Below are 25,323 nucleotides of genomic sequence, written 5' to 3' on the forward strand. Positions count from 1 at the left end.
AGTGGAGCCACACTTGCGAGCGGACTGGGTGCGGGGGACGCAAAATGCCTCCAGCACGATGGGGGACACGCTGGAGGCATCACGCGGACGCAATTTAGCTGGCAAGAACTCGGCTACGCCCGGAACCACAAATTAGCCTAGCCGATGACCCCATCCACAAGAGCCTTCGCCTCGGCCTGAACCAAAGCCAAATGCTCAGCGCCCTTAAATGACTCGGCATAGATCTTGTAAACGTCCTCAGTACCCGAGGGACGAGCCGCGAACCACGCGTTCTCGGTCACAACCTTGAGCCCGCCAATGGCCGCGCCATTGCCGGGAGCCTCGGTGAGTTTCGCGGTGATCTGCTCGCCAGCCAACTCGGTTGCAGTGACATCTGAAGCGGAGAGCTTCCCCAAAGCCGCTTTTTGCTCCCGGTTAGCCGCAGCATCAATACGCGCATACACCGGATCGCCAAACTGATCCGTGAGCCCGGTGTACAACTCCGACGGCGACTTGCCCGTCACGGCCGTAATCTCCGAAGCCAGCAGGGCCAGCAAAATGCCGTCCTTATCCGTGGTCCACACCGAGCCGTCCATTTTGTTGAAGGACGCGCCAGCTGACTCTTCGCCACCAAAAGCGCCCTCACCGGACAACAACCCCGGAACAAACCACTTAAAGCCCACCGGCACTTCAACCAGCTTGCGGCCCAAACCTTCTGCCACCCGGTCAATGATCGAGGAGGAAACCAAGGTTTTGCCGACCACTGAGGCGGGGTTCCAGCCCTGACGGTTCCGGTACAAATAATCAATCGCGACGGCGAGGTAATGGTTCGGGTTCATGAGCCCACCCTTGCCGTTAATCACCGGGGTGACGATCCCGTGGCGGTCCGCATCGGCGTCGTTCCCGGTGGCAATATCAAAAGGCGACTTCCCGGCGTCGTCCGCTTTCATCCGAGCAATCAATGACGCCATGGCGTTGGGTGAGGAGCAATCCATGCGGATCTTCTCATCCCAGTCCAAAGTCATAAAGGCCCACTGCGGGTCCACCGTGGGGTTCACCACTGTCAGATCCAAGTGGTGGCGCTCGCCGATTTCGCCCCAATAATCCACCGACGCGCCGCCCAAGGGGTCAGCACCAATCCGCAAACCAGCGTTCCGGATGGCGTCCAGGTCCAAAACTGAGGGCAGGTCATCTACGTAGCTTGAGAGGAAATCGAACTTGCCAACGTTCTCCGAATTCAGGGCCTCAGCAATGGGAATGCGTTGGACCCCGCGAAGCCCATTTTCAAGCAGCTCATTGGCTCGGTTAGCAATCCAGGCGGTGGCGTCAGTATCTGCCGGACCACCGTGAGGCGGGTTGTATTTGAAGCCGCCATCACCGGGCGGGTTGTGGCTGGGAGTAACAACAATGCCGTCAGCCTGGTCCAAGTGACCGGCGTTGTTGTATTTCAAAATCGCGTGACTCAAGGCCGGTGTGGGGGTGTAACCATGGCGAGCATCAATCAGGACGTGAACCCCGTTGGCTGCAAGAACTTCAAGGGCAGTGTTCTGTGCCGGTTCGCTCAACGCGTGAGTGTCCTTGGCCAAATACAGTGGGCCGATGATTCCCTGAGCTGCGCGGTATTCAACAATTGCCTGTGTGATCGCGGCAATGTGCTGCTCATTAAAAGAGGACTTTAAACTGGACCCGCGGTGACCGGAAGTACCAAACGCCACTCGTTGAGAGGGATCGCTGGGATCCGGAATGACGTCAAAATACGCGTCAAGCAAAGCGGTCAGATCCACAAGGTCTGAAGGTAGGGCTACAGTGCCCGCTCGGTTAGCCATGTGTACAGCATGCCAGAGTGTATTGAATGGGGAAATGCCCGTCAGCCATGTGGACTCAACGGGGCTATTATGACGTTGGCGGTAGGCTGGGGTAACGACGTTTCAAGCGTTTCGCGAGCCTGCAAAGCGCCTAATTCAAGGGGAAATATGAGCGACATGTACAGCGGCGGCAACGAAGCTAACAAACCGGTTCCTCCAGTGCCTCCGGTTCCCCCGTACACGGCCGCCACCCCGCCAGTGCCACCTGCCGCCGGGACTCCAGTGCCGCCGTCGTACGGTCAGCAACCGGGAGGATACCAAAACACTGGTTACCAAAACGACGGATACCCAAGCGCGCCCCAGAATAATGGCTATCAGAACCAAGGTTTTCAGAACCCCGGTTACCAAAACCAGGGCCAACCGAACGTTTACCACAACCCGGGCTTCCAGAATCAGGGTTTCCAGAACCCCAACCCCTATGGCCAGCCCGCATACTTCGGCATGCCAGCGGAACCCAAGGGCCTGAGTATTGCTGCGATGGTGCTCGGAATTGTGTCAGTTTTCACTGCGGGTTGGCTCATCTTGCCTGAAATTGCCGCCATCATTTTGGGCCACATTGCCTTGAAGAAAGAGCCCGCTGGCAAAGGAATGGCGTTGACGGGTCTCATCTGTGGCTACGTGGTTGTTGCCGGGTGGGTGGTTATTCTGGCAATCTTCCTGGTCCTGGGGGCTGCGGCCGGTCCAGGTTTGTCTAACTAGGCAGCTCTATCTGACGGGCTAACTGGCTCTGGCTGAGATTCCCCTTCTTTTGCCAATAAGGCAGCAAAAAGGCGGCGTGTCCTTGGAGGCACGCCGCCTTTGGGCTCTAAAGCTGGGGAAACTCAGCGAACGCCGGACATCAACTTCTTGATTCCAGGGGTCGCAGCTGCCAGTGCAACGGCCACCACAATGGCAACGCCACCCACACCCATAAAGTACGGCAGTTCATTCTCCGGGTTGTAGAGACCGGCCAGAATCCCTGCCACGGTGGTGCCTAGCGAAACCGAGAGGAAAAACAGTGCCACCATCTGGGTCTGGAACGCTTCGGGGGCCAGCTTGGTGGTCACCGAAAGTCCGATCGGGGACAGGAACAACTCGGCGAGGGTAAAGAGGAACAGGATTCCAACCAGCGCCAAAAGCGGGGTTTTTGCGTTGCCAGCCAGGGGAACAAAGGCCAGGAACGCCAGGCCCATCACGGCCAACCCAATGGCGAACTTCAATGGCGAGGACGGCTGGCGGTCGCCCAGTTTGGTCCACACAGCCGCGAGAACACCGGCAAAAATGATGATAAATACCGGGTTGATGGACTGAACCCACGCAGCCGGCATCTCCCAACCGAAGAGATTGCGGTCCAGCTTCTGATCAGAGTAAACGGCCAAGAAGGTGAACTGCTGCTGGAACAAGGCCCAGAACGCTGCCGAAGCAATGTAAAGCGGGATAAATGCATAAACCCGTTTGCGGTCAGTGCTGGTGATTTTTTGGCTGCTCAGGATGATCACCAAGTAGACGATCGTGGCGGCAATGGCCACAATCGCCATGGTGTTGGCCAGGTTGTCTGCGTTGACCAGTCCGGTACCCAAAACAAGGGCAAGAATAACGACGACGGCAGCGAAGATGAGCGCGTAACGGCCACGTTCTGACTTGGCCAAAGGGTTGGCAACGCGGTGCGCTTCCTCCGGGAGTGCTTTACGCCCGCTTGCGTAAATAGCTAGACCAATTGCCATTCCCACCGCCGCGGCACCGAAGCCCCAGTGGAAACCGAAAGACGTTTGGAGCCAACCGGTGATCAGCGGCCCCACGAGCCCACCGAGGTTGATGCCCATGTAGAAGATGGAGAAGCCGGCGTCGCGGCGTTCATCCGTCTTGTTGTAAAGCGAGCCAACCAAGGCCGTGGCATTGGCCTTCAGGCCCCCGGAACCCAACGCAATGAGGACTAGACCAATAACCAGTCCCGTGACGCCCGGGATTACGGCCAGCGAGACGTGGCCGGCCATGATGATGATCGCGGAGAAAAACAGTACCTTCTCGGAACCGAACAAGCGGTCAGAGAGCCATGCCCCAAGAATGGTGGAGAGGTAAACGCCTCCACCGTAGGCGCCCACAAGGCTCAGCGAGAGCCCCCGGTCTATACCCAGGCCGCCTTCGGCAAGGCTGTAGTACATGTAGAAAGCGAGGATTCCCTGCATTCCGTAGAACGAGAAACGTTCCCACATTTCTACGGAGAAGAGGTTGGCCAACATCTTTGGGTGGCCAAAAAATGAGGTGTCGCCACTGCCAGATTTGGTGGAGTGGATCGTTTGCGTTGAGCTCATTTTCTCTATTCTCCCCGCAAGGGTGGGAGGCTGTCACATTTGCGCATGGCTGACAAGTCTGTTTCAGGTCATGACAAATGGCCTCTGCTAACGGGTTTAGCTACTCAATGTTCGTGCGGATCACCCTTGGCTTCTGTGCCAAAGATCAGGGTGACAGCGCGCATGTCCACAACGAATCCTGCGAACAAAAGTGTGTAGCCAAGGAAGGTGTAGGGGTGGACGTTTTGAGTGAGCCAAGAGCCCGGATCGGCTTAGGTGGTCCCGGCGTTCCTTCCACCCTTTGAACCAAAAGAGCGGATTGCCGGCAGTTCCGGTGGGGATCATAATTTCCAGCACCATCAGCAAGCCAATACCGCGAACATGAATGCCCAGCGCTACGACTCTGACAACGACGTCAAAGAATCCGAAGGCTACGTTCAGTGGCTCCACAGATTGCATTCTGCCCCGAGCGTGGAACTTGTTGTTGATCTTGCTCTAGTGGAAGCGTCACAGCTGGGCGACTTCGGGCGGGAGCGATAGTCTGGGGAGAGATTTTCCCGGTCCCGCCACTTTGGTTTTTGGCTGTTGGGGGGACCTGCACCTTTACTGGAACACCGTGAGAGAGGAACTGGAACAGATGAGTGAGTTAGAGACTGTCAGCGTTGAGCAGATTCCCGCTGGCGGGACCATTCTTGACGTTCGTGAAGACTACGAATGGGCCGCAGGCCACGTAGATGGCGCCCTCCACATCCCCTTGGATCAGTTGCCGGAGCGCATTGACGATCTGGACCCCGATGTGGACCTGTATGTCATTTGCCGTACCGGTGGCCGCTCGGTCCGCGCCACGCAGTGGCTGGTGGGCCAAGGCTATTCAGCCATTAACGTTGCCGGCGGTATGGGCGCATGGTTTGAGGCTGGCAAAGAAATGAAGGCCGACGGCGGCCAGGAACCTACTGTTCTTTAGCTAGCTCTGTTCTTTAGCTAGCGTCCTCGCCGCTTACCTTACAGTCCCTCGAGCTTCGGCTCACCTACATATACCCCCTAAGGAATATTTGATGGCTGAGCAAAAGTCCTACACCTTTCTGGGACCGGAGGGCACCTTCACCGAAGCGGCCCTGCTGCAGGTTTCCGGAGCTCGCGACGCTTTGCGTATACCGTCCTCCAACGTCAACACCGCACTGGATAAAGTCCGCGAAGGCAGTGTTGATGCGGCGATGGTGCCCATCGAGAATTCCGTTGAAGGCGGCGTGACGGCAACCCTAGATGCCATCGCTACCGGTGTTCAGCTGCAGATTGTCCGTGAAGTCCTGGTGCCGGTCAGCTTTTTCCTCGTGGCGCGGCCGGGCATAGCACTGACGGACATCAAGCGAATTTCAACCCACGGGCATGCGTGGGCCCAGTGCCGTCTTTGGGTAGAAAAGAATATTCCTGACTGTGAATATGTTCCAGGATCGTCCACTGCAGCTTCAGCCATGGGGCTGCTGGAAGACGATGCTGGTTATGACGCAGCGATTTGTGCCCCGATCGTGGCACAAGAGCAAGCCGGTCTCAACGTTCTTGCCGAGGACATTGGAGACAACCCAGGTGCCGTGACCCGTTTTGTGCTGGTCAGCCAGCCCGGAGCCCTTCCCGAGCCAACGGGTGCGGACAAAACCACGGTGGTTGTACCCTTGCCCAAGGACCGGCCTGGTGCGCTGATGGAAATCTTGGATCAGTTCGCTACTCGCGGGGTCAACTTGAGCCGGATTGAATCGCGTCCTACGGGTCAATATCTGGGTCACTACTTTTTCAGCATTGACGTTGATGGCCATGCCGCCGATGCGCGAGTTGCTGATGCTCTTGCCGGGCTGCACCGAATCAGCCCGGATCTCCGCTTCCTCGGCTCCTACGGCCGGGCCGATCAGCGCGCTACTAAGATCCAACAGCACTACTCGGACCAAGCGTTCCGTGATTCCCACGCCTGGGTGGACGCTTTGTTGACCCCGCCAGCGATGACCGATTCTGAGAGTGCGGGCAGTGCGCGTAAGGCTGGTCGCCGCCGGGCATAAACGCCCATCATGAGCGTTGCTCCAACGGCGGTTAGGAGCAGCAGAAACTTCGCCCCAAACTGTCCCAGCTGGCGCTAATAGCAAAATGCTTGCCTAGCTTCCTGTGTCTTCAGCCAATTGATGCGTATGCTTGCCAAACCAAAAGGGGCAAGGTCCTCAACTGATCTCCAAGGAGGAGCGCATGTCGGACAACGATGGCCAGGGAATGATTGTTAATCCCAAGCCAAGCAAAGACAACCAGGACTGGGACGGCGACGAGGCTGACCGGGCTGATCGACTGCGCTTTGAAGAGGAGCAGGCGTTGATCCGCGAGCAGTCAGAAGCGCGTGCTGCTGCGAAGGTCCTGGAAGAGCAAGAAAAACAAGAGCAGGTCAGCCTCAAGGACGCCCAAAAGCGTTAGTTCTCGCTTGTATCCACACTGTTGTTTTTGACCCGAACCAAGAGTGATCGTGGGTCCACCTCAACGGTGACTTCTGTTGCAGCGCCCGAGGGGTCGCCGTCGAGCTGTGTTTCCATCGGCTCGGCGCTACGAATAGTGATCTTCCGGGCGCTGTAGAAGTTCATCATGGGCAGATCGTGTTTGTGTTTGAACACAATTTTTCCGTACATTGCTAGCCAACCGATGGCACTGCGCGGGCTCATCACCACAACGTCGAGCTGGCCGTCGTCGATCATCGCGCCCGGGATAAAGTCGATGCCGCCGGGGATCAGGCCGCAATTGGCGAACAGTACGCTGCGGATTTTCCGTTTCTGCTCGGGTTCATCGTCGAGCGAGATGGTGACCGTTTTGCGCCGACCCGGCAAGTGCCGCACACCGGCCTCCGTGTAGGCGAGCCAGCCCACAGCTTTTTTGAGGTCGTCCTTGGTGTCGCCCACAACTTCGGCGTCCAAACCGATGCCGGCGATCACCAAAAAGGTGTGCTGGGATGACTCCTTAGTCACCGAGTTGGCGATCTTAATGCGCGCAGTGTCAATAAATCGTTGGCTACCAAAGAGGGCGGTTTGAACTGCCGCGTACAAGTCGCCCACGTCAATGTCTAGGTTGCGCCCCAAAAGGTTTCCAGTGCCCAAGGGCAGCAGGCCCATGGCCACATCGGTGCCGGAGAGTACCTCGGCCACGGCGCGAACCGTGCCGTCCCCACCGCCGGCAATAACGACGTCGACCCCGGCTTCCAGCGCCCGGCGCGTTTGCGAATACCCCGGATCCTCCACGGTGGTTTCGAAGAACAGCGGTGTCTCCCAACCCGCTAGAGTGGCCGAACGAATGATGGTGGACAGCGCCTCTTCGGCGCGCAGTTTGGACGGATTAATCACCACAGCCACACGTTGATGGCCGCTTGAAACCGCCTGCGATTCACCGGCAACTGCGCTACGAACATGCCGTGCTTGAAGACGCCGAACACCCCAAGCGCTGACGATTACGAACACAATAATCGCGGCGATGATGAGGTAAGGCAGCCAGTCAGTCATAGTCCTCTAACCATATCGGCACAACGGCGTTGAAATTGCGGCGACCCATCTGGAGTGCGAGCACCAAGGGAAGCGAAGATTTTCGATACTCTTGGAGGGTGATTGACGTAAAAGACCTCAGCGAGAATCCGGACAAGTTCCGTGCCAGCCAACAAGCCCGTGGCGCAGACGCCTCCGTGGTGGACCGGATCATTGCTGCAGACTCTACGCGCAGGGCGGCGCTGATTCGCTACGAGAACCTCCGCGCCGAGCAGAACGCCTTCGGCAAGCGTGTGGCTCAAGCCAAGGGTGAAGAGAAGCAAGCGCTATTGGCTGAGGTCAAGGTATTGGCTGGAGAGGTCAAGGCTGCGTCGGCTGAGGCTGACGCTGCCCAGGCCGAGCATGATGAGCTGTTGCGTGCCGTTCCCAACTTGGTGATTGAGGGCACGCCCGAGGGCGGCGAAGACGACTACGTTGTGGTCAAGACGGTTGGTACACCTCGCCAATTCAACGATTTTGAGCCGAAAGACCACCTGGAAATTGGTGAGCTGATTGGCGCGATCGACATGGAACGCGGCGCCAAGGTTTCAGGTTCACGTTTTTACTTCTTGCGTGGTGTTGGTGCCCGTCTGGAAATGGCACTCCTGCACATGGCCATGGATCAGGCGATCGAAGCCGGTTTTGTGCCAATGATTACCCCAACGTTGGTCCGTCCCGAGACCATGCAGGGCACGGGCTTCGATGTAAAGCACGACGCCGAGATCTACCGTCTCGCTGAAGACGACCTTTACCTGGTGGGCACCTCAGAGGTGCCGTTGGCCGGGTACCACTCGGACGAGATTTTGGACCTGTCCGATGGCCCTATTCGCTACGCGGGTCAGAGCTCTTGTTACCGCCGTGAAGCTGGATCCCACGGTAAGGACACCCGCGGGATCATCCGTGTGCACCAGTTCAACAAGGTGGAGATGTTCGTCTACACCACTGTTGAAAAGGCCGAGGCTGAACACCAGCGTTTGCTGGCTTGGGAAGAGGAAATGCTGGCCAAGTGCGAGCTGCCTTACCGCGTGATTGACACTGCTGCAGGGGACTTGGGTAACTCGGCTGCCCGCAAGTTTGACTGCGAAGCGTGGGTCCCCACGCAGGGCGCGTATCGCGAGCTCACCTCCACCTCAAACTGCACCAGCTACCAAGCGCGCCGATTGAATATTCGCGAACGCGTTATTGGTGCCGACGGCTCCCCGAAGGGCACACGCCCCGTAGCTACCCTCAACGGCACCTTGGCCACTACCCGGTGGATTGTGGCAATTCTGGAGCACCACCAGAACCCGGACGGTTCTGTGAATGTGCCCGAGGCTCTGCGACCGTACATTGGCGGCTTGGAAGTTCTCCCCGTTCTGTAGTTCACCCGCAAACGGACTTTTCACCCCAAAACGACGGGGTGAAAAGTCCGTTTCACGGTGAATTCTGTGGTTTCAGCCCGGCGGCCAAGAGTGTCCGCATCAGTTTGTTGGGGTCGATTGCTGTGCTCCAGTCCCACCGGACAACGCGGTAGCCCATAGCCCGGAGCCGGTCCTCGCGCTTTTTCTCCAGCAAAACTGTTTCTCGGGCCGTTCGACCGCTCAAGTATTCATCGTTGAGATATTTCGCGGCGCCGTCGAATTCGCCGATAAGACGCTGTGCCCGCCAAAAGAAGTCTGAACGTCCCGCAAATCCTTGCGAGTCTGTGAAGTTCGTTTGGAGTTCCGGCGGTGGGAAGCCCAGAAGGTGCATGTTCGCGCGGCTTATAGACTCTCCCGCGGATCCTGAATCAGCGTCAGCGAAATCCAGAATTTCGGTAATCCGAGAGCATTTAGTGGCTGACTTTAGCCCTGTGGCCGCAAGCGTGAGGGTTTCCCTGCTGAGCGCATGGGCCCCGAACCTATCGCTGCTGATGACGTGATCGGCAGCAGTGACGGCCTGCGCGAAGGGCAGCTTCCCCAGCAAGTCCACGGCCGTTTGTGCCAAAGGGGTCACTCTGAAACCGTTCTGCATAACGAATGGGGCCGCGTAGAAGTGGCGGTAAACCCCGAACCCCGGCGTCCGCTCAACGGTCCGGCGAGACCCAGCGATGTCTACTGAGCTGGTGGTGGACTGGCTCCGCCCCGCGTGGCCTTTGCTCGCATTCGCAATGTGAACTTCTTGGGGGATTCCCACCAGACACATTTGCCAGATGCGTCCCGCGGTTTCGAAGCAGAACGTGGCGTTAGGTTGTTCAAGTGCAATGGCCTGAGCGGTGTTGAGATACCTCGCCCATGGTGTAAGTTCCAGCCACGTGCTTTTCTCAAGGTAAACCCCGTGCCGGACACGTACTAGCTCACCCCGGGCAAAGCGTCGGCTGAGGGAGCGGGAATCACCGAATTCCAGCCGTGCCTTGGACGCGCGTATGAATTCCTTCGAAATCTCCATGCCACTACTCTTCGGCGTTGGTCTCATGATCGGGCGGAAAAGTTTGTTTATGTGGAAAAGAGCAGGAAATTCACCCGCTGGTAGACAATTCACCCCGTCATTTGGGGGTGTTGCGTCCGTTTACGGGTGAAAGGTTCACAAGAGATTCACCCGCGCGTGTGGCCCTGGTCCTACTGATTCCAAGCCGTGCAATGAAACAATGGGCGTATGACTACTACTACTGAATCAACAGTGGCTGGCATCGAAGACCAGCGAATTATTGAACAAACCAAATTGATCGCACTGGACGTTGACGGCACCCTTGTGGACCACAACGGGCACATGAGCGAGGGGGTCCGTGATGCGGCTAGGGCCGTGGTGGATGCAGGCCATCAGGTGCTTATTGCCACCGGCCGCTCACTCAACGCCACCTTGCCCATCATTGAAAAAATTGGCCTCGATCGCGGCTACGCAGTGTGCTGTAACGGTGGTGTGAGCCTCCGTCTAGATCCGGATTTGGACCTTGGCTACGAGATCATTCACAAAGCCACCTTTGACCCGGCGCCGGCCCTGCGCGCCCTGCGTGAGCGGCTCCCTGTGGCCAAGTACGCGCTTGAGGATGCCGACGGTAACTTCCTCTCCACCGAGCGCTTCCAAGACGCCAGCTTTGGCGTGGAGGCTCAGGCCGTGGACTTTCACACCATGCTTCAAGCAACAGCCGTCCGGGTGGTGGTTTTTAGCTCAGAGAACACCTCAGAGGAATTCAATGAAGCGATCGCTGAAATTGGCCTCTCCGGGGTAACTTATTCGGTGGGCTGGACGGCTTGGCTGGATATTGCTGCGGCCGGTGTCACCAAGGCCAGTGCCCTTGAGCAGTTGCGCCGCCACTTGGACATCCACCCGCGGCACACGATCGCCATCGGTGACGGCCGCAACGACATTGAAATGCTGACGTGGGCTGGCCGAGGTGTGGCCATGGGGCAGGCCCCAGATGAGGTCCTCGCCGCCGCGGATGAAGTTACAGCTTCAGTGTTCGACGACGGCGCAGCACTAGTGTTGCGCGGCCTCGCCTGAGCGGAACACGTCTAAGCAGAACGCGGTTTAGCGGACTTCCAGAATCATGTTCAGTAGCCTGGCCGCTGCGGGGCGGGCCGCGTGCTCCTCATTCCATTGGGAGCGTGTGATCGCTTTGCTCACGGCCTGGGCTGTGATGCCAAGTTCGGCCGCAACGGCTTTCTGCTGACCCCGAACCCCCGGGGTGAGCAGCTCTAAAACGCGCCATTCGGCTACCGTGCGTTTCTCCACAAGGTTCCCTAACAAGCGCAGGATCGCTTCGGCGTCGTTCACTATTTCTGGGGTGGGTCCATCCACCGAAACCCGGATGCGTTCCTTGCTGTTGCGGACCCGGTCCACAGCGCGGCGTGCGTAAATGAGCCCATGCCCGGAAGCGTCTTTGATCTGATTGGGCAGCGGCTCGTTGACCGGCCCCACACCAATTCCGACGTTCCAACGCCCGCTGCGCAACGCGATCAGTGCTGCGTCTACTGTCTGGTGCGGGCAGTCCAGAATGCCTTGAACTTCATCTTCAACTGAACGATCAAAGTCGAGGCGCGCAGGAATATGGCGGAGGTCTTTGAGCAGTTGAGGGACTAGGTCACCGTCCCGTTTCCTGTCGCGCTGATTGATAGTCAAAGTGAACATGGTGGATCACATGCTACTCGGTGGCCAGCGGTGCCAGTCCAATTCACGATCACGGAGATGACCTAGTTGAACCGGCCGGTAAGTGCCTTGGTGGCCTCGAGGTCAATGTGACGGTGGTACTTGCGTTTGCCCTCATTGCCGGTGCTGGTGCCCGCACCTCCGGAGAAGAGCATCCCCACAATCAAACCGACCACTAGGACGTAGTGCAGGAACGTCACCCAGGCCATACGGAAGGATCCTGGCCGGCCGCCGTCGGAGTTCCGAACAAAGGCGCTCCCGGCGATCAAACAGCCTAGGGTGCGGCCAGTAGGGCAAAAGAGGCCGTAAACGGCGGACGCCACTAACCACGCGGCGATGGCCATAAGATAGGGGGTCCATTCGGAGGTGGCAGAGCGCGCTCCATAAAAATATGCGCCAAGCACCACTGCCACGATCAGCACTGCGTCCACCACAAAAGAACCAATAACTTTGCCATAACCGGCAAGAATTACCGGCTGACCGTTTTCAAGGTGAGCTAGGTTTTTAGGAGATGAATTCCCTGATGCTGGCTGGGCGTACGGAGCTGAATCGCTCATGGGCATTAGTTTCCTTCTCCTGAACTATCCTGGGCTGAATTCTCTGCCACACCGCCGCCTTGAACAACTGCGGCCACCTTGGCGCGCGCGCTCTGTGCGGACACTTGGGCAACGTGAAGTTTTACCGAACCGTCCACCTCCTCAGCTTCAAGCCCATTGAGGGTGTTCGCTGAGGTGTAGAGCGTGTAGTGCGAGCTTTGTTCATCCCCTGCACCGATGGCTGTGATGATGGTGACGCCCAAAACGTCGGAGAGGCTTTGGGCTGCTTTCACCTCAAATTCCTCGGGAGTCAAAACGTCTACCGGGCCGTCGCTGGATTCGATTCCCGCGGCGTTTGCAAGTTCCATAATCACCGTGGCGGTGTCCTGGAGGGAGACCACACTGAAGCTGTGGCTACCCACCGAGTCCACAAGCTCCTGCAGGACCACGTCTCCGTGGACGTAAGAGTAGAGCCAGACTTTCTCCCCCTCACCCTTGGTCAGTTCAGTGATCACAATTCGCTGGCTCATACGCCGCAGGAACATCACGCCGGTGATCGGCTCAATGGCGCCCAGTTTGGTGGCTTGTGACTCGCCCTCCGGAATTACCGGGAAAGCGAGGCCCTTGGTCAGCAGGGTTCGTAGCGCAACATTGCATAGCAGTTCCCGTTGCTCCGGGTACTGGTCCAGCCACGGCAAGGTCACAGCTTGTTCATTGGCGATGCCGTCTAAGGCAACGATTTCCTCATCCGTGAGGGTGGGCAGTTGGTAGTTGGCATCACCCAAGGAGGCCAGGACAGCTAGGCCAGCCTCGCCCTCATCACGAGTGAAATTGATTCCTGGGGTCTGCGTTTCAGTGGTCATGATAGGAGCCCTCCCAGGCTTGCGACAGGGTTGTGCAAGAACTTCTTGGCGCCGTCAACGGTATTGCTCACAGCATTACTGACCGCGTTCGTGGCACCATTCCAAGCTTTCGAGGCGGTGTTGCCAATCCACTTCCCGGCGGCCTTCCCCCAAGCACTATCAGCGATCATGTTGCCTAAGGCCCAGCCACCTGCAATCAGCCCAGCACCCACCACAATACCGATTCCTACGGGGTTGGTCAGAAGACCGGCTGCAATGGCAATGGAGCCGACACCACCAAGAACACTCAGGCCACCTGCAATACGGTCCCCTCCACCACGCCAGCCACTGTGTTCGGGATTAAACATGTCGTGGATACCGCCCAGGATTGCAAACGGCGCAAGAGCAGGGCCCGCAAAGCGCCCAAACTTGCCAATCAGGCCGGTTGCTTTAGTGAAATCCTCAGCGATGGCGAAGCCCTTGAAGTTTTTTAGCCCGCCAATAACATCGAGGATTTTTTTGCTGGAAAGCAGGTTGGCCGGGTTCTTGAGCAACCCCACCATGTCCTTGATTTTGAAACCAACACCGGCGATGGCTTTGGCCCAGTCGATGAGAGTTTGGCCAGGGCTCTTGGCATCCGGTGCTGACTTGCCAACAGTCCCTGCCGGGCCTGTTGATCCGGTTGCGCTAGCGCTGGATTTGTCCTGTTCATCGGCGTTGTTTCGCAGATTTTTGGCGCCTTCTTCGAGCATTCGAGAGGCCGCCATCAGCGTTTTGCGGTGATCCGAGTTCCATTCGGACTTAAACCGGCTGGCATCCGTGCCGGTCCATGCTGTGTTGGAAGACACCAGCTGAGTCAGCGATCTCGATTGTGTCTGCAAGGCGGTTGAGGCCCGTTGAAAATCCTTTGCGAGCGACCGCAACTGAGCGACGTCCGCCCCATAAAAACCCGCCATAACCAGTGACCCCCGCAAAACGATGTAGAAAAGCTATTTGCATCAGCGTAAAGCTAAGTAGCTGGTGCGTCGATGGGGATCAGTACCCATTAGAGGGCAAAAAAGTACGACGGCGGCGGGTGAGGTTTCACGCGAAACCGCACCCGCCGTCGTCGAACTCGTTCTAAAACTCTTTAGTGACCTTCGCCGAAACGCTTGATTGACGCTTCGAGCTCAGCCTCGGCAGCGGCGCGATCGCCCCAACCTTCAGCCTTAACCCACTTACCCGGCTCAAGGTCCTTGTAACGGGTGAAGAAGTGCTCGATTTCCTTGATCAAGAAGTCGCTGACGTCGGAAATTTCCTGGATGTGGTCAAAACGGGCGTCAACCGGAACGCATAGGACCTTGGCGTCTCCGCCGCCGTCGTCGGTCATGTTGAAAACGCCGATGGGGCGGGATTCAACAATCACACCGGGGTGCAGATCAAAGTCCTGCAGGAGCACCAAAGCGTCCAAAGGATCGCCGTCTTCCCCCAGAGTGTTCTCGAAGAAACCGTAGTGCGTGGGGTACTGCATGGACGTAAAGAGGACACGGTCCAGGCGTACGCGGCCGGTTTCGTGGTCCACCTCGTACTTAACGCGGGATCCCTTGGGGATCTCGATGGTGACGTCATGCTTCATGGGAGTCTCCTTGATGTTGCACTGCACGGTTACGCGCTGGCGGCAGTTTGGTAGGCGGGGCGGCAGTGGCTCGAAAAGCTGGCTCCTGACCGCGGACTACTATTGAGGATATAGCGAAATGCTGCGGATTTTGGAACCGGCAGCGGCACCAAATGAGCAATTAACAACACAGGGATGGGGGCCAGCGAGGTATGAAGCGTGTGTTGGCGCTGATCGCTGGCTGCCTGGTGGCTGTGGCGCTGGGAGTTTTGGCCGTCCCCTCGGCTGTGGGGCTTTCCACCACCTTGCTTCGGGCCGCGACCCCCGCCAAACCCACTCCCACCATTCCCGCATGGCAATTGCCGCCCGGTTCGGTAAGTGGTGACGCGAGCAACCCGCTGACCGCCGCGGCCCCCGTGCCGTCGGCGGACAAGCTCGCTGCGGCGCTTGCTAAAACCTTAAAGCCCGACGGCGGGGGAAGGTTTAGTGCTTACGTCACCGACGCCGCTAGTGGCAAAGTCCTCTTTGAACGGGGTTCAACGCAAGGTGTTATCCCGGCGTCGAACATGAAACTCCTCACTGCGATTGCTGCGCTTTCAACACTTGGACCCCAAACGCGATTCCATACCCAAGTCCTAGCCGGCTCTACTGCCTCCAGTGTTGTTCTGAGAGGCGGCGGAGACGTTTTGTTGAGTGCTCACGATTCCGATCCTTCCACCACGGTGGGCTATGCCGGGCTCAAAACCCTCGCCGAAGCAACGGTAAAGTCCCTGATCGCTGCTGGCATCAAGGGTGTTGTGAAGGTCTCCGTGGACGATTCACTGTTCAGCGGGCCCACAATCAACCCGGCCGTAGACAAAGGTGATGTTGTGGCGGGAGAAACCGCTCCCGTTTACTCCTTGGCCATGAACTCGGCGCGTTACAAGGCGGGTGTTGAAACCGGGCCACGTCCCCAAGACTCCGCGCTAGATACCGGGCAACAATTCGCAGCTGCGCTCACGGCCGCAGGTACAGCATCGGGGATTAGCGCGGACGCCGTGGTGGTGCGCGGGACCGGAAATGCTTCTAAAGTTTTGGCCAGTGCAGACTCCGCCACCGTGGGGCAGCAAGTCGAGTCAATGCTGCAAGTTTCAGACAACTACCTTGCTGATGTGCTGGGCCGGATGGTCGCAATCAAGGCCGGGCAAGCAGGTTCCTACACTGCAGCACTCAAAGCCGTAGAGGCCGGGGTGAAAGCCGCCGGGATCTCCACGGCTGGCATGGTTATTGCAGATCTCAGCGGCCTGTCTTTACGCAACCGCGTGTCCACGCAGCAATTCGGGCAGATTGTTGCTGCCATAACCTCCGGTCCCAACGCCTCATTGCGTGCTGCACTAGACGGATTCCCGATTGCCGGACTCACTGGAACGCTAAACAACCGTTACGGCGAAAGTTCCTCACATGCTGCCGCTGGGCTGGTTCGTGCAAAGACCGGCACCCTTAACACGGCCCTGGCACTCTCCGGATACGTGGTGGATTCAGACGGGCGTCTGCTGGTGTTTTCCTTTATTGGCAACGGGCTCACGCCCGGGAGTAAAGGTAATAAAGCAGCACTGGATGCTTCCGCCGCAGTGTTGGCTGGCTGTGGTTGCCGGTAAGTTGTTCGCTTTGGCTGGCAGGTCTGGTGCTTGAGTGTTGTGCACCCTGACAGCAGGACACAGGTGTTTGTGATCTGATGGGCATATGGAGAATCAGGACAATCCGCGCAAGCTGATCAACTGGGACTTGGCCGCCTCAACCGCCGCCAAGTTAGTCCCAGCCGGGCCCGCCTTGAGCGCAAAAGAAATTTCCGCTGCCGTGGAAAACCTGCGCCACATGGCCGACGCTGCAGTGCCTCACGTTCACCAAATTACGGGCTTGGAAGCTGCGCGGGACCTACGTGATTCTCAAGTGCTGGTGGTGGACCGTGCCTCATGGGCTAAAGCCAACACTCGCAGCTTCGAAGTAATGCTCGGTCCGGCCATTGACTCACTGATGGAAGCTCGGGGCGCCACCGTGGGCAAAACTGCCGCCAAAGCATCCGGCGCCATCACCGGTACCCAGCTCGGTGCCATACTGGCCTTCCTCTCAAGCAAAATCCTGGGCCAATATGATCCCTTCTCCGCCCTAGCGCCAGGATCCAACGCACCCTCCGGCGGCCGGCTGCTCCTCGTAGCGCCAAACATTTTGACCGTTGAAAAAGAACTCAACGTTGAACCCGCCGACTTCCGCATGTGGGTGGCCCTTCACGAACAAACCCACCGAGTCCAGTTCGCAGCAGCACCGTGGTTACGCCACCACATGATGGCCCAGATTGAGGGCCTCAGCGGGCAACTCCTGGGGAACATGGACACACTTATGGACCGTGCCAGCGCCGCAGCCAAGTCCCTCAAAGACCGCACCGGCTCCGGACAGTTGCCCGAGCAACTTCCCAGCAAGGGCGCCATCTTGGACATCCTAGATAGCCCCGAAGAAAAAGCCGCAGTCTCCCACATCACAGCTGTGATGAGCCTCTTGGAAGGCCACGCAAACGTGGTGATGGATGCCGTGGACGCCTCGATTGTGCCCAGCGTAAAAACCATTCGCCAACGGTTCAATTCACGTGGCAAAGACCGTGGAGCACTCGAAAAATTCATCCGCAACCTCTTGGGGCTAGACGCCAAAATGCGCCAATACAGCGACGGGTCCAAGTTTGTCCGTGCCGTGGTGGCAGTCGCCGGGATGGAGGGGTTCAACCGGGTTTGGGAGTCCGCCGAACACCTGCCCACCGAGACGGAAATTCATGACCCCCAGCTCTGGGTTCAACGGATGGGTCTCTAAAACTGGTGAGTGAGGCTAAACAAGGCCGACGGCGACCGGGACGTTTGAACCCAACCGTTGGCAAAGCGCGCAAAATATTCCGCGACGCCCTCGCCGCAGCCGGATCACCCCGGAGCGTCCTCGTGGCCTGTAGTGGCGGACCGGACTCGCTGGCTTTGGCATCCGTTGCTGCATTCTTTGCACGGCGTGCTGGCTCCACCCTCCGCATCGGCGCCGTCATTGTGGATCACCAACTTCAAGCCGGTTCCGATGAAGTTGCTGCACGAACTGCTGCAACCCTTCGCGACTTGGGGTTAGACCCAGTTGTGGTGATCCCCGTGACAGTGAATTCCCAGGGCAACGGACCCGAAGCAGCCGCGCGCGAGGCGCGACTGGCAGCTTTGGAAAGTGCCGCCGTCGAACATGGGGCCCAAGCTGTATTGCTGGGACACACGCTCGACGACCAAGCCGAACAAGTACTTTTGGGCTTGGCCCGGGGCTCCGGAACGCGCTCGCTGGCAGGTATGCCCGCACGGCGCGACTTCGGCGAAGACCCCAACCGTGGTTTCTATTTGCGGCCCTTTTTGCCGCTTCGGCGTGCAGAAATTATGGAAATCTGCGACGCCGAGGGTCTAGACCCGTGGCACGACCCCACCAATGCTGACGCGGCGTTTGCCCGGTCACGGGTCCGCACCACGGTGATGCCGATGCTCGAACATCAGCTGGGACCCGGCGTCGCAGAGTCTCTCTACCGCTCGGCCAGCATTCTCTCCCAAGACGCCCAATACCTTGCTGAACAAGCACAATCTAGCTTTGCAGCACTGCGCCAGGATGGCCCTGAAGGTGAGATATTCCTCTCGGAAACAGCGCTTCGTGAACTGCCGGCAGCGCTGCGCATCCGTGTCCTGGCGCTCGCCGTCGAGGCCCTAGGCGGCGCGGCTAGTTACGGAAGACTGCACGCCGCTGAGGCGTTGCTGGAGCGTCAAGGTTCCGCCGGGCCAGTGCAACTTCCCGGAGGCGTAAGCGCCTACCGGCAGCCTCGGCCCAAGAACGCCTCCGCGAAGGACCCAAGGTATGGGAAGCTTGTAATCAAACGGACCGGCTAACCCCAACGAATTACAGCCGGTTGAACACTCAACATTCAGGAGTCATTGGTGGATTCAAACGACGTCCAGGCGGACCTCAAGCACGTTCTCTACACCAAAGAACAAATCCAGGCCAAGATCGCCGAGCTCGCAGCAGCAATCGACGAGGACTACAAAGGCCGCGACATTCTGCTGGTCGGTGTCCTCAAGGGTGCCGTGATGGTAATGGCTGACCTCGCTCGCGCCATTCACAGCCACGTCACCATGGACTGGATGGCGGTGTCCTCCTACGGATCCGGCACACAGTCTTCCGGTGTGGTGCGGATCCTCAAGGACCTCGAAACGGACCTGATGGGTAAGCACGTACTTATTGTTGAGGACATCATTGACTCCGGCCTGACGCTCTCATGGCTCAAAGCCAACCTTGAATCCCGCGGCCCGGCCTCGGTGGAAATCTGCGCCCTCTTGCGCAAGCCTGAGGCAGCCAAGGTTGAGATCGACGTGAAGTACGTGGGTATGGAAATCCCCAACGAGTTTGTCGTCGGTTACGGACTGGACTTCGCCGAGAAGTACCGCAACTTGGACTTCATTGGCACCTTGGCGCCGCACATTTACGAATAATTGGTTCGCCGCTGGCAGGTGCAGCCCTCGTTGGTTCGCCGCTAGTTGGTGCAGCGCAGCTCAGTTTTAGCAGCTGCCGAAAACGGGAAGCCCCTAGATCTAGGCGCTTCCCGTTTTGTGTCCCCTCCAAAACTGAGCTGGCGCGCACAGCAAGTGGTTCGTTTTTAGTGTTTGGCGGGTGTGGCGAGCGTGGATTTGATCTGCTCGAGCATAAATTCCGGGCTGTAAACCACGTGTTGGTACCTGAACCGAAGAACTCTGAACCCAAGTTCCGCCGCCCGGTTATTCCGGTCTTGATCCTTTTTGAACTGGCGCTCATTGAAGTGGAACGCCAACCCATCAAGTTCCACGATGAGACATCCATTGATCAAAAAGTCCACGTAGCCAATACCGTCAATGTAGACCTGAGTTTCAGTATGGAAGCCATGTCTGCGAAAGAGCACGCGAGCTACTGTTTCAATGAGCGAATCAGCTCCACCCTCAACAAGGTCCAAGATGCCGCGAGCCTTACCTGTCCGGGGTCCTCGCAAATGCCGCATCAAGAATCCGGGGCTTGAGTCACCGCGGGCGCACGCGGATTCGACCATCACCAAGGCCTCAAGCTCAGACAGGCACAACAAGGCATCCAACAAAACGTCCTTGAGGGCCAGCACTGGAGGGGTTAGGCCGCGGAGACTCCCAGCCGTTCTGTGCTGGACGCAAGGAACGTCATTCAGGTGTCCGGTGACAGCGAGGTGGGGGACCTGAGGTGAGAACAAGTGCCACAAGCCGTAGTGCTTAGCAGCGGACAAACACGTCAATGCCGAGGCATGGCTGGCGGCAAGGTGGAGCGGACTACTGGCAGGCAGCACTGAATACGTCCCTGCACTCACGCGCTGCACGAGGCCTTGGGCGGTCGCCTCTGCTATAGCTCGCCGAGAAAATCCAAGCTTTTGATACTGCCGGCTGTGGGCAATCCCGCCCAGGCGTGCTGTGTAATCCGCAATGTCCACCCAGTCAGCGTGCCGAATTTTCGGTCCAGAGTGTTCGGTGCCGGGTGCGTATGTGGATAAATTGCCGGAATTTCTTGGTCCTCCTGTGCACGGCAGCTCAGTTTCAGCCACTGCTGGGCTTACCGAACACTGACTTTACGGGGTTGGCTTCACACGACTCGCCCTAAAGTTGAGCTGGGCTGCACAGAGGCCAGATGCTGGCGTGAGAAATAGTTGCCTCAGAACAACACTCGCTACGCCCAGAGGGAACTTTTACATCTCGCCGTGCGTGAACATCTGCGGACGGTGTATAGCTAGTTGCTAGAAAACCTTGAGCAGGACAAGCAGGAGGGACGGGGCGCGCCCCCGAGTAGATGAACGTAAAGAGCTTTTTTAAGGGTCCAGGCATTTGGATCGTGGTGGTTGTTGCCATGCTCCTGCTGGCCTTCGCAACTTTCGCCCCCGGTGGCGCATCGCAGCTGGATACCAACAAAGGTCTAGAACTTTTGAAGGACAGCAGCAAAGTTGAGCAGGCCAAAATCATCGACAGCGAAAATCGCGTCGACTTGGTGCTGAAGGACAACTACAACCTTGATGGCCAAGACAAGGGCAAAAACGTCTACTTCAAGTACGTTGATGCACGCAGCAAGGACGTAGTTGACGCCGTTACCTCCGCCAACCCCTCTAAGGGCTTCACGGATCAGCCGGTAGAGAGCAACTGGTACTCCGGCATCCTTTCGCTCCTTATCCCGGTTCTGCTGCTCGGTGTTGTGTTTTGGTTCTTGCTTTCCCGAATGCAGGGTGGCGGCTCCAAGGTGATGCAATTCGGCAAGTCCAAGGCCAAGATGATCACCAAGGACATGCCGCAAGTGACGTTCGCGGATGTTGCTGGGGCCGATGAAGCGGTGGAGGAACTTGAGGAGATCAAGGAATTCCTCCAAGAGCCGGCCAAGTTCCAAGCGCTCGGAGCTAAAATCCCCAAGGGTGTTCTTCTGTACGGCCCCCCAGGTACCGGTAAAACTCTTCTGGCCCGCGCCGTTGCTGGTGAGGCAGGGGTTCCGTTCTTCTCCATTTCAGGTTCTGACTTTGTTGAAATGTTTGTGGGTGTGGGTGCGTCCCGTGTCCGCGACCTCTTTGAGCAGGCCAAGGCCAACGCGCCGGCCATCATCTTTGTTGACGAGATCGACGCCGTTGGCCGTCACCGTGGTGCCGGAATCGGCGGCGGCAATGACGAGCGCGAGCAGACTCTTAACCAGTTGCTCGTGGAGATGGACGGCTTTGACGTTAAGACCAACGTCATCCTGATCGCTGCAACTAACCGCCCCGACGTTCTTGACCCGGCACTTTTGCGCCCGGGCCGTTTTGACCGCCAGATCGGTGTTGACGCACCGGACATGATTGGCCGCGAACAGATCCTGCGCGTTCACGCCAAGGGTAAGCCAATGGCTCATGGTGTCGATTTACGTGGCGTTGCTAAGAAGACCCCCGGTTACACGGGTGCTGATTTGGCCAACGTTTTGAATGAGGCAGCCCTCTTGACCGCCCGTTCAAACGCCAACCTGATCGATGATCGCGCCCTGGACGAGGCCATTGACCGCGTTATGGCTGGCCCGCAGAAGCGCAGCCGCGTGATGAAGGAATTCGAACGCAAAATCACTGCGTACCATGAAGGTGGTCACGCCTTGGTTGCCGCTGCGTTGCGCAACTCAGCACCGGTCACCAAGATCACCATTCTGCCGCGTGGCCGTGCGCTCGGATACACCATGGTGGTTCCGGACAATGACAAGTACTCCGTGACCCGCAACGAGCTTTTGGACCAGATGGCGTACGCCATGGGTGGCCGTGTGGCTGAAGAGATTGTGTTCCATGATCCTTCTACTGGCGCTTCCAATGACATCGAAAAGGCAACGTCAACTGCCCGGAAGATGGTGACCGAATACGGTATGAGCGAGCGTGTTGGTGCAGTGCGTTTGGGCTCCGGCGGTGGCGAGCCTTTCTTGGGCCGCGACGCTGGCCACGAACGTAACTACTCCGATCAGATCGCTTACGTGGTTGATGAGGAAGTGCGCCGTCTCATCGAGCAGGCTCATGACGAGGCTTACGCTATCCTCACCGAGAACCGAGACGTTCTTGACCGTCTGGCTGTGGAGTTGCTTGAGCGTGAAACCCTCAACCAGCAAGAAATTGCTGAGGTGTTCAAGGACATTCGCAAGCGTGACTTCCGCGAGATTTGGCTGTCCAAACCGTCCCGCCCGGTGCAGAACATTCCGCCGGTAGAGTCTCGCGCTGAGGCTGCTGAGCGCAAGGCTCAAGAGGAAGCAAAGGAAGCCCGCTTGGAGGAGCCTTTGGATGTTGCCTCACCGCACACTCAAGGGCCCTCGGATCACGGGAATTTTGAGGCTGGTCAGCAGGGCGGTCCTCAGGACGGAAGGCTAGGCGGTTCCTTGGGTGGAACGCCGGATGGAACCGACCCGAACCAGCACGGCTAGGATTTCTAGCGTGACTCACTTTGATGACGACGACGACATTCAGCCGGCAACGCGCTTGGCATCCGGGGAACTTATCTCAGAGAAGGTAGACCTGCCCCGGATTGAAGCCGCGGTTCGGGAAATCCTCATTGCCGTGGGCGAGGACCCTGAACGGAGCGGGCTGATTGATACGCCCAAGCGTGTTGCGAAGGCTTATGCCGAGGTATTCTCAGGCTTGCACCAGGACCCTGCAACAGTGTTGTCCACAACTTTTGACATGGACCACGAAGAATTGGTCTTGGTTAAAGACATCCCGTTCTACTCCACGTGTGAGCACCACTTGGTGCCCTTCCACGGGAAAGCCCATGTTGGCTACATTCCCTCACATGACGGCAAGGTCACGGGTCTGAGTAAGCTTGCCCGGCTGGTGGACATTTATGCCCGCCGGCCCCAGGTACAGGAACGGCTCACCACGCAGATTGCTGATGCGCTGATCCAGTACCTGAAGCCTCGCGGGGCGATTGTTGTTGTTGAATGTGAGCACATGTGTATGTCCATGCGCGGGGTGCGTAAGCCCGGCGCCAAGACCGTTACGAGTGCCGTTCGCGGCCAGTTGCATGACCCGGCCACGCGCGCCGAGGCCATGAGCCTGATACTCGGAAAGTAAGAGGAAGCATGGATTCACTCGCTGCAGCACCCGGAACGGGTCCGGCAACTAGCCCCCTTCCCGTGCTACGTAAACCCCGGCCCAGGGCCGAGTTTAAAGACCTACCCACGGACCGGACACTTGTTATGGGCATCCTGAACGTCACACCGGATTCGTTTAGCGACGGCGGACAGCACGGCACCGCAGATTCGGCAATTTCCCACGGGCTGCGAATGTTCTACGCCGGCGCTGACATTGTGGATGTTGGCGGAGAGTCCACACGGCCCAATGCTGAGCCAGTGAGCCCTGAAGAAGAGCAAGCCCGTGTTTTGCCGGTGATTGAGGCGCTGGTCAAGGCTGGCGCATTGGTCAGTATTGACACCACTCATGCGTCCACTGCAGCAGCCGCTTTGGATGCTGGTGCTGCAATCATCAATGACATCTCTGGGTTGACAGTTGAGCCGGAAATGATCGAGCTGGTGGCAGCGAGCAAGGCTCCATATATCCTCACTCACCGCCGCGGGAACGCCGCCACCATGGATTCCCTGGCCAACTATGAGAACCTCACCCAAGAGGTGGTCCAAGAGCTGACCGAAGTGCGTGAGAAGTTCTACGCCGCCGGTGTGCAGCCAGGGCAGCTCATTGTTGATCCGGGCCTGGGTTTTGCCAAAAATGATGAGCAGAACTGGGAGCTGCTGCGCAACGTTTCGGCCTTGGACGCTTTGGGCCACCCCGTTTTGGTGGCTGCGTCCCGCAAACGTTTTATTGGCAGCCTGCTCAAGACTTCGGGCAAAGCTGCGCAGCCGCTTGAACGTGATCACGGGACCGCGGCCATTACCGCCGTCGTCGCGGCCAACGGTGCGTGGGCTGTTCGCGTGCACGACGTCGTCGCAAACCTTGACGCTGTAAAAGTAGCCGCGCTTTTGCGCGGCTAAACAAGCCTTGTGTCCCGCTAGGCGGGGTCATGGAAACTGACATTTGAATCGGGGCCGGTGGGCAAAAACCGCCGACTAGCCCGCGACTACTGGGAGCCGGAGACCATGGATACCATTTCGCTCAGCGGCATTGCCGCCGTCGGACATCACGGCGTTTTTGATTTTGAACGCCGCAGCGGACAGCCCTTCCTCGTTGATGTGGAGCTGTACACCGACTTCACGGCCGCGGCGGAAACCGATGATCTGACCCTGACGGCCCATTACGGTGAAGTGGCGGAGCGCATCAAGGCCATGGTCACGGGTGAGCCGTTGAACCTGATTGAGACCCTTGCCGTCCGGATCGCTAAGGATCTGCTCGAGAACTATTCGGTGGACGGTGTGTCCGTAACGGTGCATAAGCCCAAAGCGCCTATTGAGGTGCCCTTTGGTGACGTGGCAGTGAGCGTGAACCGTACACGAGCTGATTTTGGGCTTGAACCTGTGGCAAAAAACGTGAAGGACTCAAAGTGAACCGACCGTTGACGCGTGCTGTATTGGCGCTGGGCAGCAACCTTGGTGAGCGTAATGACACGCTTGCCGCAGCTGTGGCTGACCTTGTGGACCGGCCGGAGGTTCGTCTGACGGATGTCTCCCCGGTCATTCAAACCAAGGCAGTGGGTGGTCCTGCGGGGCAGCCTAACTTTTTGAATATGGTGATGGGAATTGAGACTTCCCTCGACCCGTATGAGCTGTTGGAACATTGCCAAAAGGTTGAGGCTAAGCATTTGCGGGTTCGTGAAGTTCACTGGGGTCCGCGCACTTTGGATGTGGACATTGTGGTCTACGGCGACGTTGTCAGCGATGATCCGGTTCTGACCATCCCGCATCCGCGCGCTAGCCAGAGGGCGTTTGTTCTGTACCCGTGGGCGCTGATGGACCCGGGTGCGGAACTCGGTGGCGAAAGCGTGAGTGAACTGGCCATAAAGGCTTCCGATTTTGCTGACATTGAAATGTTTGATGGATACGAATCCCAGCCTGCCGGGGCTGTTTAACTCGGAACAAGCGGAGAGTATGT

General features: G+C 58.1%; 26 protein-coding genes. 16 read left to right on the top strand and 10 right to left on the bottom strand.

Annotated elements, in window-relative coordinates:
- Nucleotides 1-137 precede the first annotated feature (137 nt).
- Nucleotides 138-1,805 carry a phosphoglucomutase (alpha-D-glucose-1,6-bisphosphate-dependent) gene (pgm, locus tag ACQR35_RS09880; protein ID WP_430267663.1) on the bottom strand — a complete coding sequence of 556 codons (1,668 nt, stop codon included), beginning with the start codon at nt 1,803-1,805 and terminating at the stop codon, nt 138-140.
- Between the two features lie 147 nt (nt 1,806-1,952).
- On the opposite strand from pgm, the gene ACQR35_RS09885 reads away from it, so the two are divergent.
- Nucleotides 1,953-2,543 carry a DUF4190 domain-containing protein gene (locus ACQR35_RS09885; protein ID WP_430269923.1) on the top strand — a complete coding sequence of 197 codons (591 nt, stop codon included), beginning with the start codon at nt 1,953-1,955 and terminating at the stop codon, nt 2,541-2,543.
- 122 nt (nt 2,544-2,665) lie between these two features.
- On the opposite strand, the gene ACQR35_RS09890 is transcribed toward ACQR35_RS09885, so the two are convergent.
- Nucleotides 2,666-4,135, bottom strand: a complete 1,470-nt coding sequence (locus ACQR35_RS09890) for a peptide MFS transporter (RefSeq protein ID WP_430269924.1) — start codon at nt 4,133-4,135, stop codon at nt 2,666-2,668.
- A 360-nt stretch (nt 4,136-4,495) separates the two neighbouring features.
- Between ACQR35_RS09890 and ACQR35_RS09895 the strand changes: the two genes are divergently transcribed.
- The 4 genes from ACQR35_RS09895 (at nt 4,496) to ACQR35_RS09910 (ending at nt 6,562) form a co-directional block, all read left to right on the top strand.
- Entirely contained in the window at nt 4,496-4,654 is a 159-nt protein-coding gene (locus ACQR35_RS09895) for a hypothetical protein (RefSeq protein ID WP_430267666.1), read from the top strand.
- A 97-nt stretch (nt 4,655-4,751) separates the two neighbouring features.
- Entirely contained in the window at nt 4,752-5,078 is a 327-nt protein-coding gene (locus ACQR35_RS09900; RefSeq protein ID WP_430267667.1) for a rhodanese-like domain-containing protein, read from the top strand.
- Between the two features lie 91 nt (nt 5,079-5,169).
- Nucleotides 5,170-6,162 (top strand): prephenate dehydratase, encoded by a 993-nt coding sequence (pheA, locus tag ACQR35_RS09905; RefSeq protein ID WP_430267668.1) that lies wholly within the window; start codon nt 5,170-5,172, stop codon nt 6,160-6,162.
- A 181-nt stretch (nt 6,163-6,343) separates the two neighbouring features.
- A complete protein-coding gene (locus ACQR35_RS09910; RefSeq protein WP_430269925.1) occupies nt 6,344-6,562 on the top strand; it encodes a hypothetical protein in 219 nt (72 codons plus the stop codon).
- Here ACQR35_RS09910 and ACQR35_RS09915 read toward each other — a convergent pair.
- Nucleotides 6,559-7,632 carry a diacylglycerol/lipid kinase family protein gene (locus ACQR35_RS09915; protein WP_430269926.1) on the bottom strand — a complete coding sequence of 358 codons (1,074 nt, stop codon included), beginning with the start codon at nt 7,630-7,632 and terminating at the stop codon, nt 6,559-6,561. The genes ACQR35_RS09910 and ACQR35_RS09915 overlap by 4 nt on opposite strands.
- Before the next feature lie 98 nt (nt 7,633-7,730).
- Between ACQR35_RS09915 and serS the strand changes: the two genes are divergently transcribed.
- Nucleotides 7,731-9,011 carry a serine--tRNA ligase gene (gene serS / locus ACQR35_RS09920; protein ID WP_430267671.1) on the top strand — a complete coding sequence of 427 codons (1,281 nt, stop codon included), beginning with the start codon at nt 7,731-7,733 and terminating at the stop codon, nt 9,009-9,011.
- A gap of 52 nt (nt 9,012-9,063) precedes the next feature.
- Here the strand turns inward: serS and ACQR35_RS09925 are convergent, their stop codons facing one another.
- The gene (locus tag ACQR35_RS09925) at nt 9,064-10,056 is read right to left on the bottom strand and encodes a hypothetical protein (protein WP_430267672.1); all 993 of its coding nucleotides are present in this window, start codon (nt 10,054-10,056) and stop codon (nt 9,064-9,066) included.
- 207 nt (nt 10,057-10,263) lie between these two features.
- Between ACQR35_RS09925 and ACQR35_RS09930 the strand changes: the two genes are divergently transcribed.
- On the top strand, nt 10,264-11,109 hold the full coding sequence (locus tag ACQR35_RS09930; RefSeq protein ID WP_430269927.1) for an HAD family hydrolase: 846 nt from the start codon (nt 10,264-10,266) through the stop codon (nt 11,107-11,109).
- 27 nt (nt 11,110-11,136) lie between these two features.
- Here ACQR35_RS09930 and ACQR35_RS09935 read toward each other — a convergent pair whose 3' ends face one another.
- The 5 genes from ACQR35_RS09935 to ACQR35_RS09955 form a co-directional block, all read right to left on the bottom strand.
- Nucleotides 11,137-11,736 carry a hypothetical protein gene (locus tag ACQR35_RS09935; RefSeq protein WP_430269928.1) on the bottom strand — a complete coding sequence of 200 codons (600 nt, stop codon included), beginning with the start codon at nt 11,734-11,736 and terminating at the stop codon, nt 11,137-11,139.
- A gap of 62 nt (nt 11,737-11,798) precedes the next feature.
- On the bottom strand, nt 11,799-12,311 hold the full coding sequence (locus ACQR35_RS09940) for a hypothetical protein (protein ID WP_430267675.1): 513 nt from the start codon (nt 12,309-12,311) through the stop codon (nt 11,799-11,801).
- A 5-nt stretch (nt 12,312-12,316) separates the two neighbouring features.
- Entirely contained in the window at nt 12,317-13,153 is an 837-nt protein-coding gene (locus tag ACQR35_RS09945; protein ID WP_430269929.1) for a hypothetical protein, read from the bottom strand.
- Nucleotides 13,150-13,980: a hypothetical protein gene (locus tag ACQR35_RS09950; protein ID WP_430269930.1), complete on the bottom strand. Its 831-nt coding sequence runs from the start codon at nt 13,978-13,980 to the stop codon at nt 13,150-13,152. The genes ACQR35_RS09945 and ACQR35_RS09950 overlap by 4 nt, the downstream gene beginning before the upstream one ends.
- Nucleotides 13,981-14,261: 281 nt before the next feature.
- A complete protein-coding gene (locus tag ACQR35_RS09955) occupies nt 14,262-14,747 on the bottom strand; it encodes an inorganic diphosphatase (protein WP_430267678.1) in 486 nt (161 codons plus the stop codon).
- A gap of 191 nt (nt 14,748-14,938) precedes the next feature.
- Between ACQR35_RS09955 and dacB the strand changes: the two genes are divergently transcribed.
- The 4 genes from dacB (at nt 14,939) to hpt (ending at nt 19,249) form a co-directional block, all read left to right on the top strand.
- Nucleotides 14,939-16,363, top strand: a complete 1,425-nt coding sequence (dacB, locus tag ACQR35_RS09960) for a D-alanyl-D-alanine carboxypeptidase/D-alanyl-D-alanine endopeptidase (RefSeq protein WP_430269931.1) — start codon at nt 14,939-14,941, stop codon at nt 16,361-16,363.
- A gap of 85 nt (nt 16,364-16,448) precedes the next feature.
- Complete coding sequence (locus ACQR35_RS09965) at nt 16,449-17,564, top strand: zinc-dependent metalloprotease (RefSeq protein WP_430269932.1); 1,116 nt, start codon at nt 16,449-16,451, stop codon at nt 17,562-17,564.
- A gap of 5 nt (nt 17,565-17,569) precedes the next feature.
- Nucleotides 17,570-18,649, top strand: a complete 1,080-nt coding sequence (tilS, locus tag ACQR35_RS09970; RefSeq protein ID WP_430269933.1) for a tRNA lysidine(34) synthetase TilS — start codon at nt 17,570-17,572, stop codon at nt 18,647-18,649.
- Nucleotides 18,650-18,697: 48 nt separating this feature from the next.
- Nucleotides 18,698-19,249 carry a hypoxanthine phosphoribosyltransferase gene (hpt, locus tag ACQR35_RS09975; RefSeq protein WP_430267682.1) on the top strand — a complete coding sequence of 184 codons (552 nt, stop codon included), beginning with the start codon at nt 18,698-18,700 and terminating at the stop codon, nt 19,247-19,249.
- A gap of 164 nt (nt 19,250-19,413) precedes the next feature.
- Here hpt and ACQR35_RS09980 read toward each other — a convergent pair whose 3' ends face one another.
- Complete coding sequence (locus tag ACQR35_RS09980) at nt 19,414-20,241, bottom strand: DUF559 domain-containing protein (protein ID WP_430269934.1); 828 nt, start codon at nt 20,239-20,241, stop codon at nt 19,414-19,416.
- A gap of 353 nt (nt 20,242-20,594) precedes the next feature.
- Here ACQR35_RS09980 and ftsH point away from each other — a divergent pair, with 353 nt between their 5' ends.
- The 5 genes from ftsH to folK all read left to right on the top strand — a co-directional run bounded on the left by ftsH (nt 20,595) and on the right by folK (nt 25,300).
- Nucleotides 20,595-22,709: an ATP-dependent zinc metalloprotease FtsH gene (ftsH, locus tag ACQR35_RS09985; RefSeq protein ID WP_430267684.1), complete on the top strand. Its 2,115-nt coding sequence runs from the start codon at nt 20,595-20,597 to the stop codon at nt 22,707-22,709.
- A 10-nt stretch (nt 22,710-22,719) separates the two neighbouring features.
- A complete protein-coding gene (gene folE, locus ACQR35_RS09990; protein ID WP_430269935.1) occupies nt 22,720-23,355 on the top strand; it encodes a GTP cyclohydrolase I FolE in 636 nt (211 codons plus the stop codon).
- A gap of 8 nt (nt 23,356-23,363) precedes the next feature.
- Nucleotides 23,364-24,269, top strand: a complete 906-nt coding sequence (folP, locus tag ACQR35_RS09995; protein WP_430269936.1) for a dihydropteroate synthase — start codon at nt 23,364-23,366, stop codon at nt 24,267-24,269.
- 105 nt (nt 24,270-24,374) lie between these two features.
- Entirely contained in the window at nt 24,375-24,779 is a 405-nt protein-coding gene (gene folB / locus ACQR35_RS10000) for a dihydroneopterin aldolase (protein ID WP_430269937.1), read from the top strand.
- Nucleotides 24,776-25,300, top strand: coding sequence for a 2-amino-4-hydroxy-6-hydroxymethyldihydropteridine diphosphokinase (folK, locus tag ACQR35_RS10005; protein WP_430269938.1), 525 nt, complete (start codon nt 24,776-24,778; stop codon nt 25,298-25,300). Before folB ends, folK begins: the two co-directional genes overlap by 4 nt.
- Nucleotides 25,301-25,323 lie beyond the last annotated feature (23 nt).

The sequence above is a fragment of the Pseudarthrobacter sp. J1738 genome, from assembly GCF_050490315.1.
GTDB lineage: Bacteria > Actinomycetota > Actinomycetes > Actinomycetales > Micrococcaceae > JBNPEO01.

Coding starts and splice junctions, on each gene's coding strand:
- pgm (WP_430267663.1), bottom strand. CDS start 1,805: ATGGCTAACCGAGCGGGCACTGTAGCCCTACCTTCAGACCTTGTGGAT.
- ACQR35_RS09885 (WP_430269923.1), top strand. CDS start 1,953: ATGAGCGACATGTACAGCGGCGGCAACGAAGCTAACAAACCGGTTCCT.
- ACQR35_RS09890 (WP_430269924.1), bottom strand. CDS start 4,135: ATGAGCTCAACGCAAACGATCCACTCCACCAAATCTGGCAGTGGCGAC.
- ACQR35_RS09895 (WP_430267666.1), top strand. CDS start 4,496: ATGAATGCCCAGCGCTACGACTCTGACAACGACGTCAAAGAATCCGAA.
- ACQR35_RS09900 (WP_430267667.1), top strand. CDS start 4,752: ATGAGTGAGTTAGAGACTGTCAGCGTTGAGCAGATTCCCGCTGGCGGG.
- pheA (WP_430267668.1), top strand. CDS start 5,170: ATGGCTGAGCAAAAGTCCTACACCTTTCTGGGACCGGAGGGCACCTTC.
- ACQR35_RS09910 (WP_430269925.1), top strand. CDS start 6,344: ATGTCGGACAACGATGGCCAGGGAATGATTGTTAATCCCAAGCCAAGC.
- ACQR35_RS09915 (WP_430269926.1), bottom strand. CDS start 7,632: ATGACTGACTGGCTGCCTTACCTCATCATCGCCGCGATTATTGTGTTC.
- ACQR35_RS09925 (WP_430267672.1), bottom strand. CDS start 10,056: ATGGAGATTTCGAAGGAATTCATACGCGCGTCCAAGGCACGGCTGGAA.
- ACQR35_RS09930 (WP_430269927.1), top strand. CDS start 10,264: ATGACTACTACTACTGAATCAACAGTGGCTGGCATCGAAGACCAGCGA.
- ACQR35_RS09935 (WP_430269928.1), bottom strand. CDS start 11,736: ATGTTCACTTTGACTATCAATCAGCGCGACAGGAAACGGGACGGTGAC.
- ACQR35_RS09940 (WP_430267675.1), bottom strand. CDS start 12,311: ATGAGCGATTCAGCTCCGTACGCCCAGCCAGCATCAGGGAATTCATCT.
- ACQR35_RS09945 (WP_430269929.1), bottom strand. CDS start 13,153: ATGACCACTGAAACGCAGACCCCAGGAATCAATTTCACTCGTGATGAG.
- ACQR35_RS09955 (WP_430267678.1), bottom strand. CDS start 14,747: ATGAAGCATGACGTCACCATCGAGATCCCCAAGGGATCCCGCGTTAAG.
- dacB (WP_430269931.1), top strand. CDS start 14,939: ATGAAGCGTGTGTTGGCGCTGATCGCTGGCTGCCTGGTGGCTGTGGCG.
- ACQR35_RS09965 (WP_430269932.1), top strand. CDS start 16,449: ATGGAGAATCAGGACAATCCGCGCAAGCTGATCAACTGGGACTTGGCC.
- ftsH (WP_430267684.1), top strand. CDS start 20,595: ATGAACGTAAAGAGCTTTTTTAAGGGTCCAGGCATTTGGATCGTGGTG.
- folP (WP_430269936.1), top strand. CDS start 23,364: ATGGATTCACTCGCTGCAGCACCCGGAACGGGTCCGGCAACTAGCCCC.
- folB (WP_430269937.1), top strand. CDS start 24,375: ATGGATACCATTTCGCTCAGCGGCATTGCCGCCGTCGGACATCACGGC.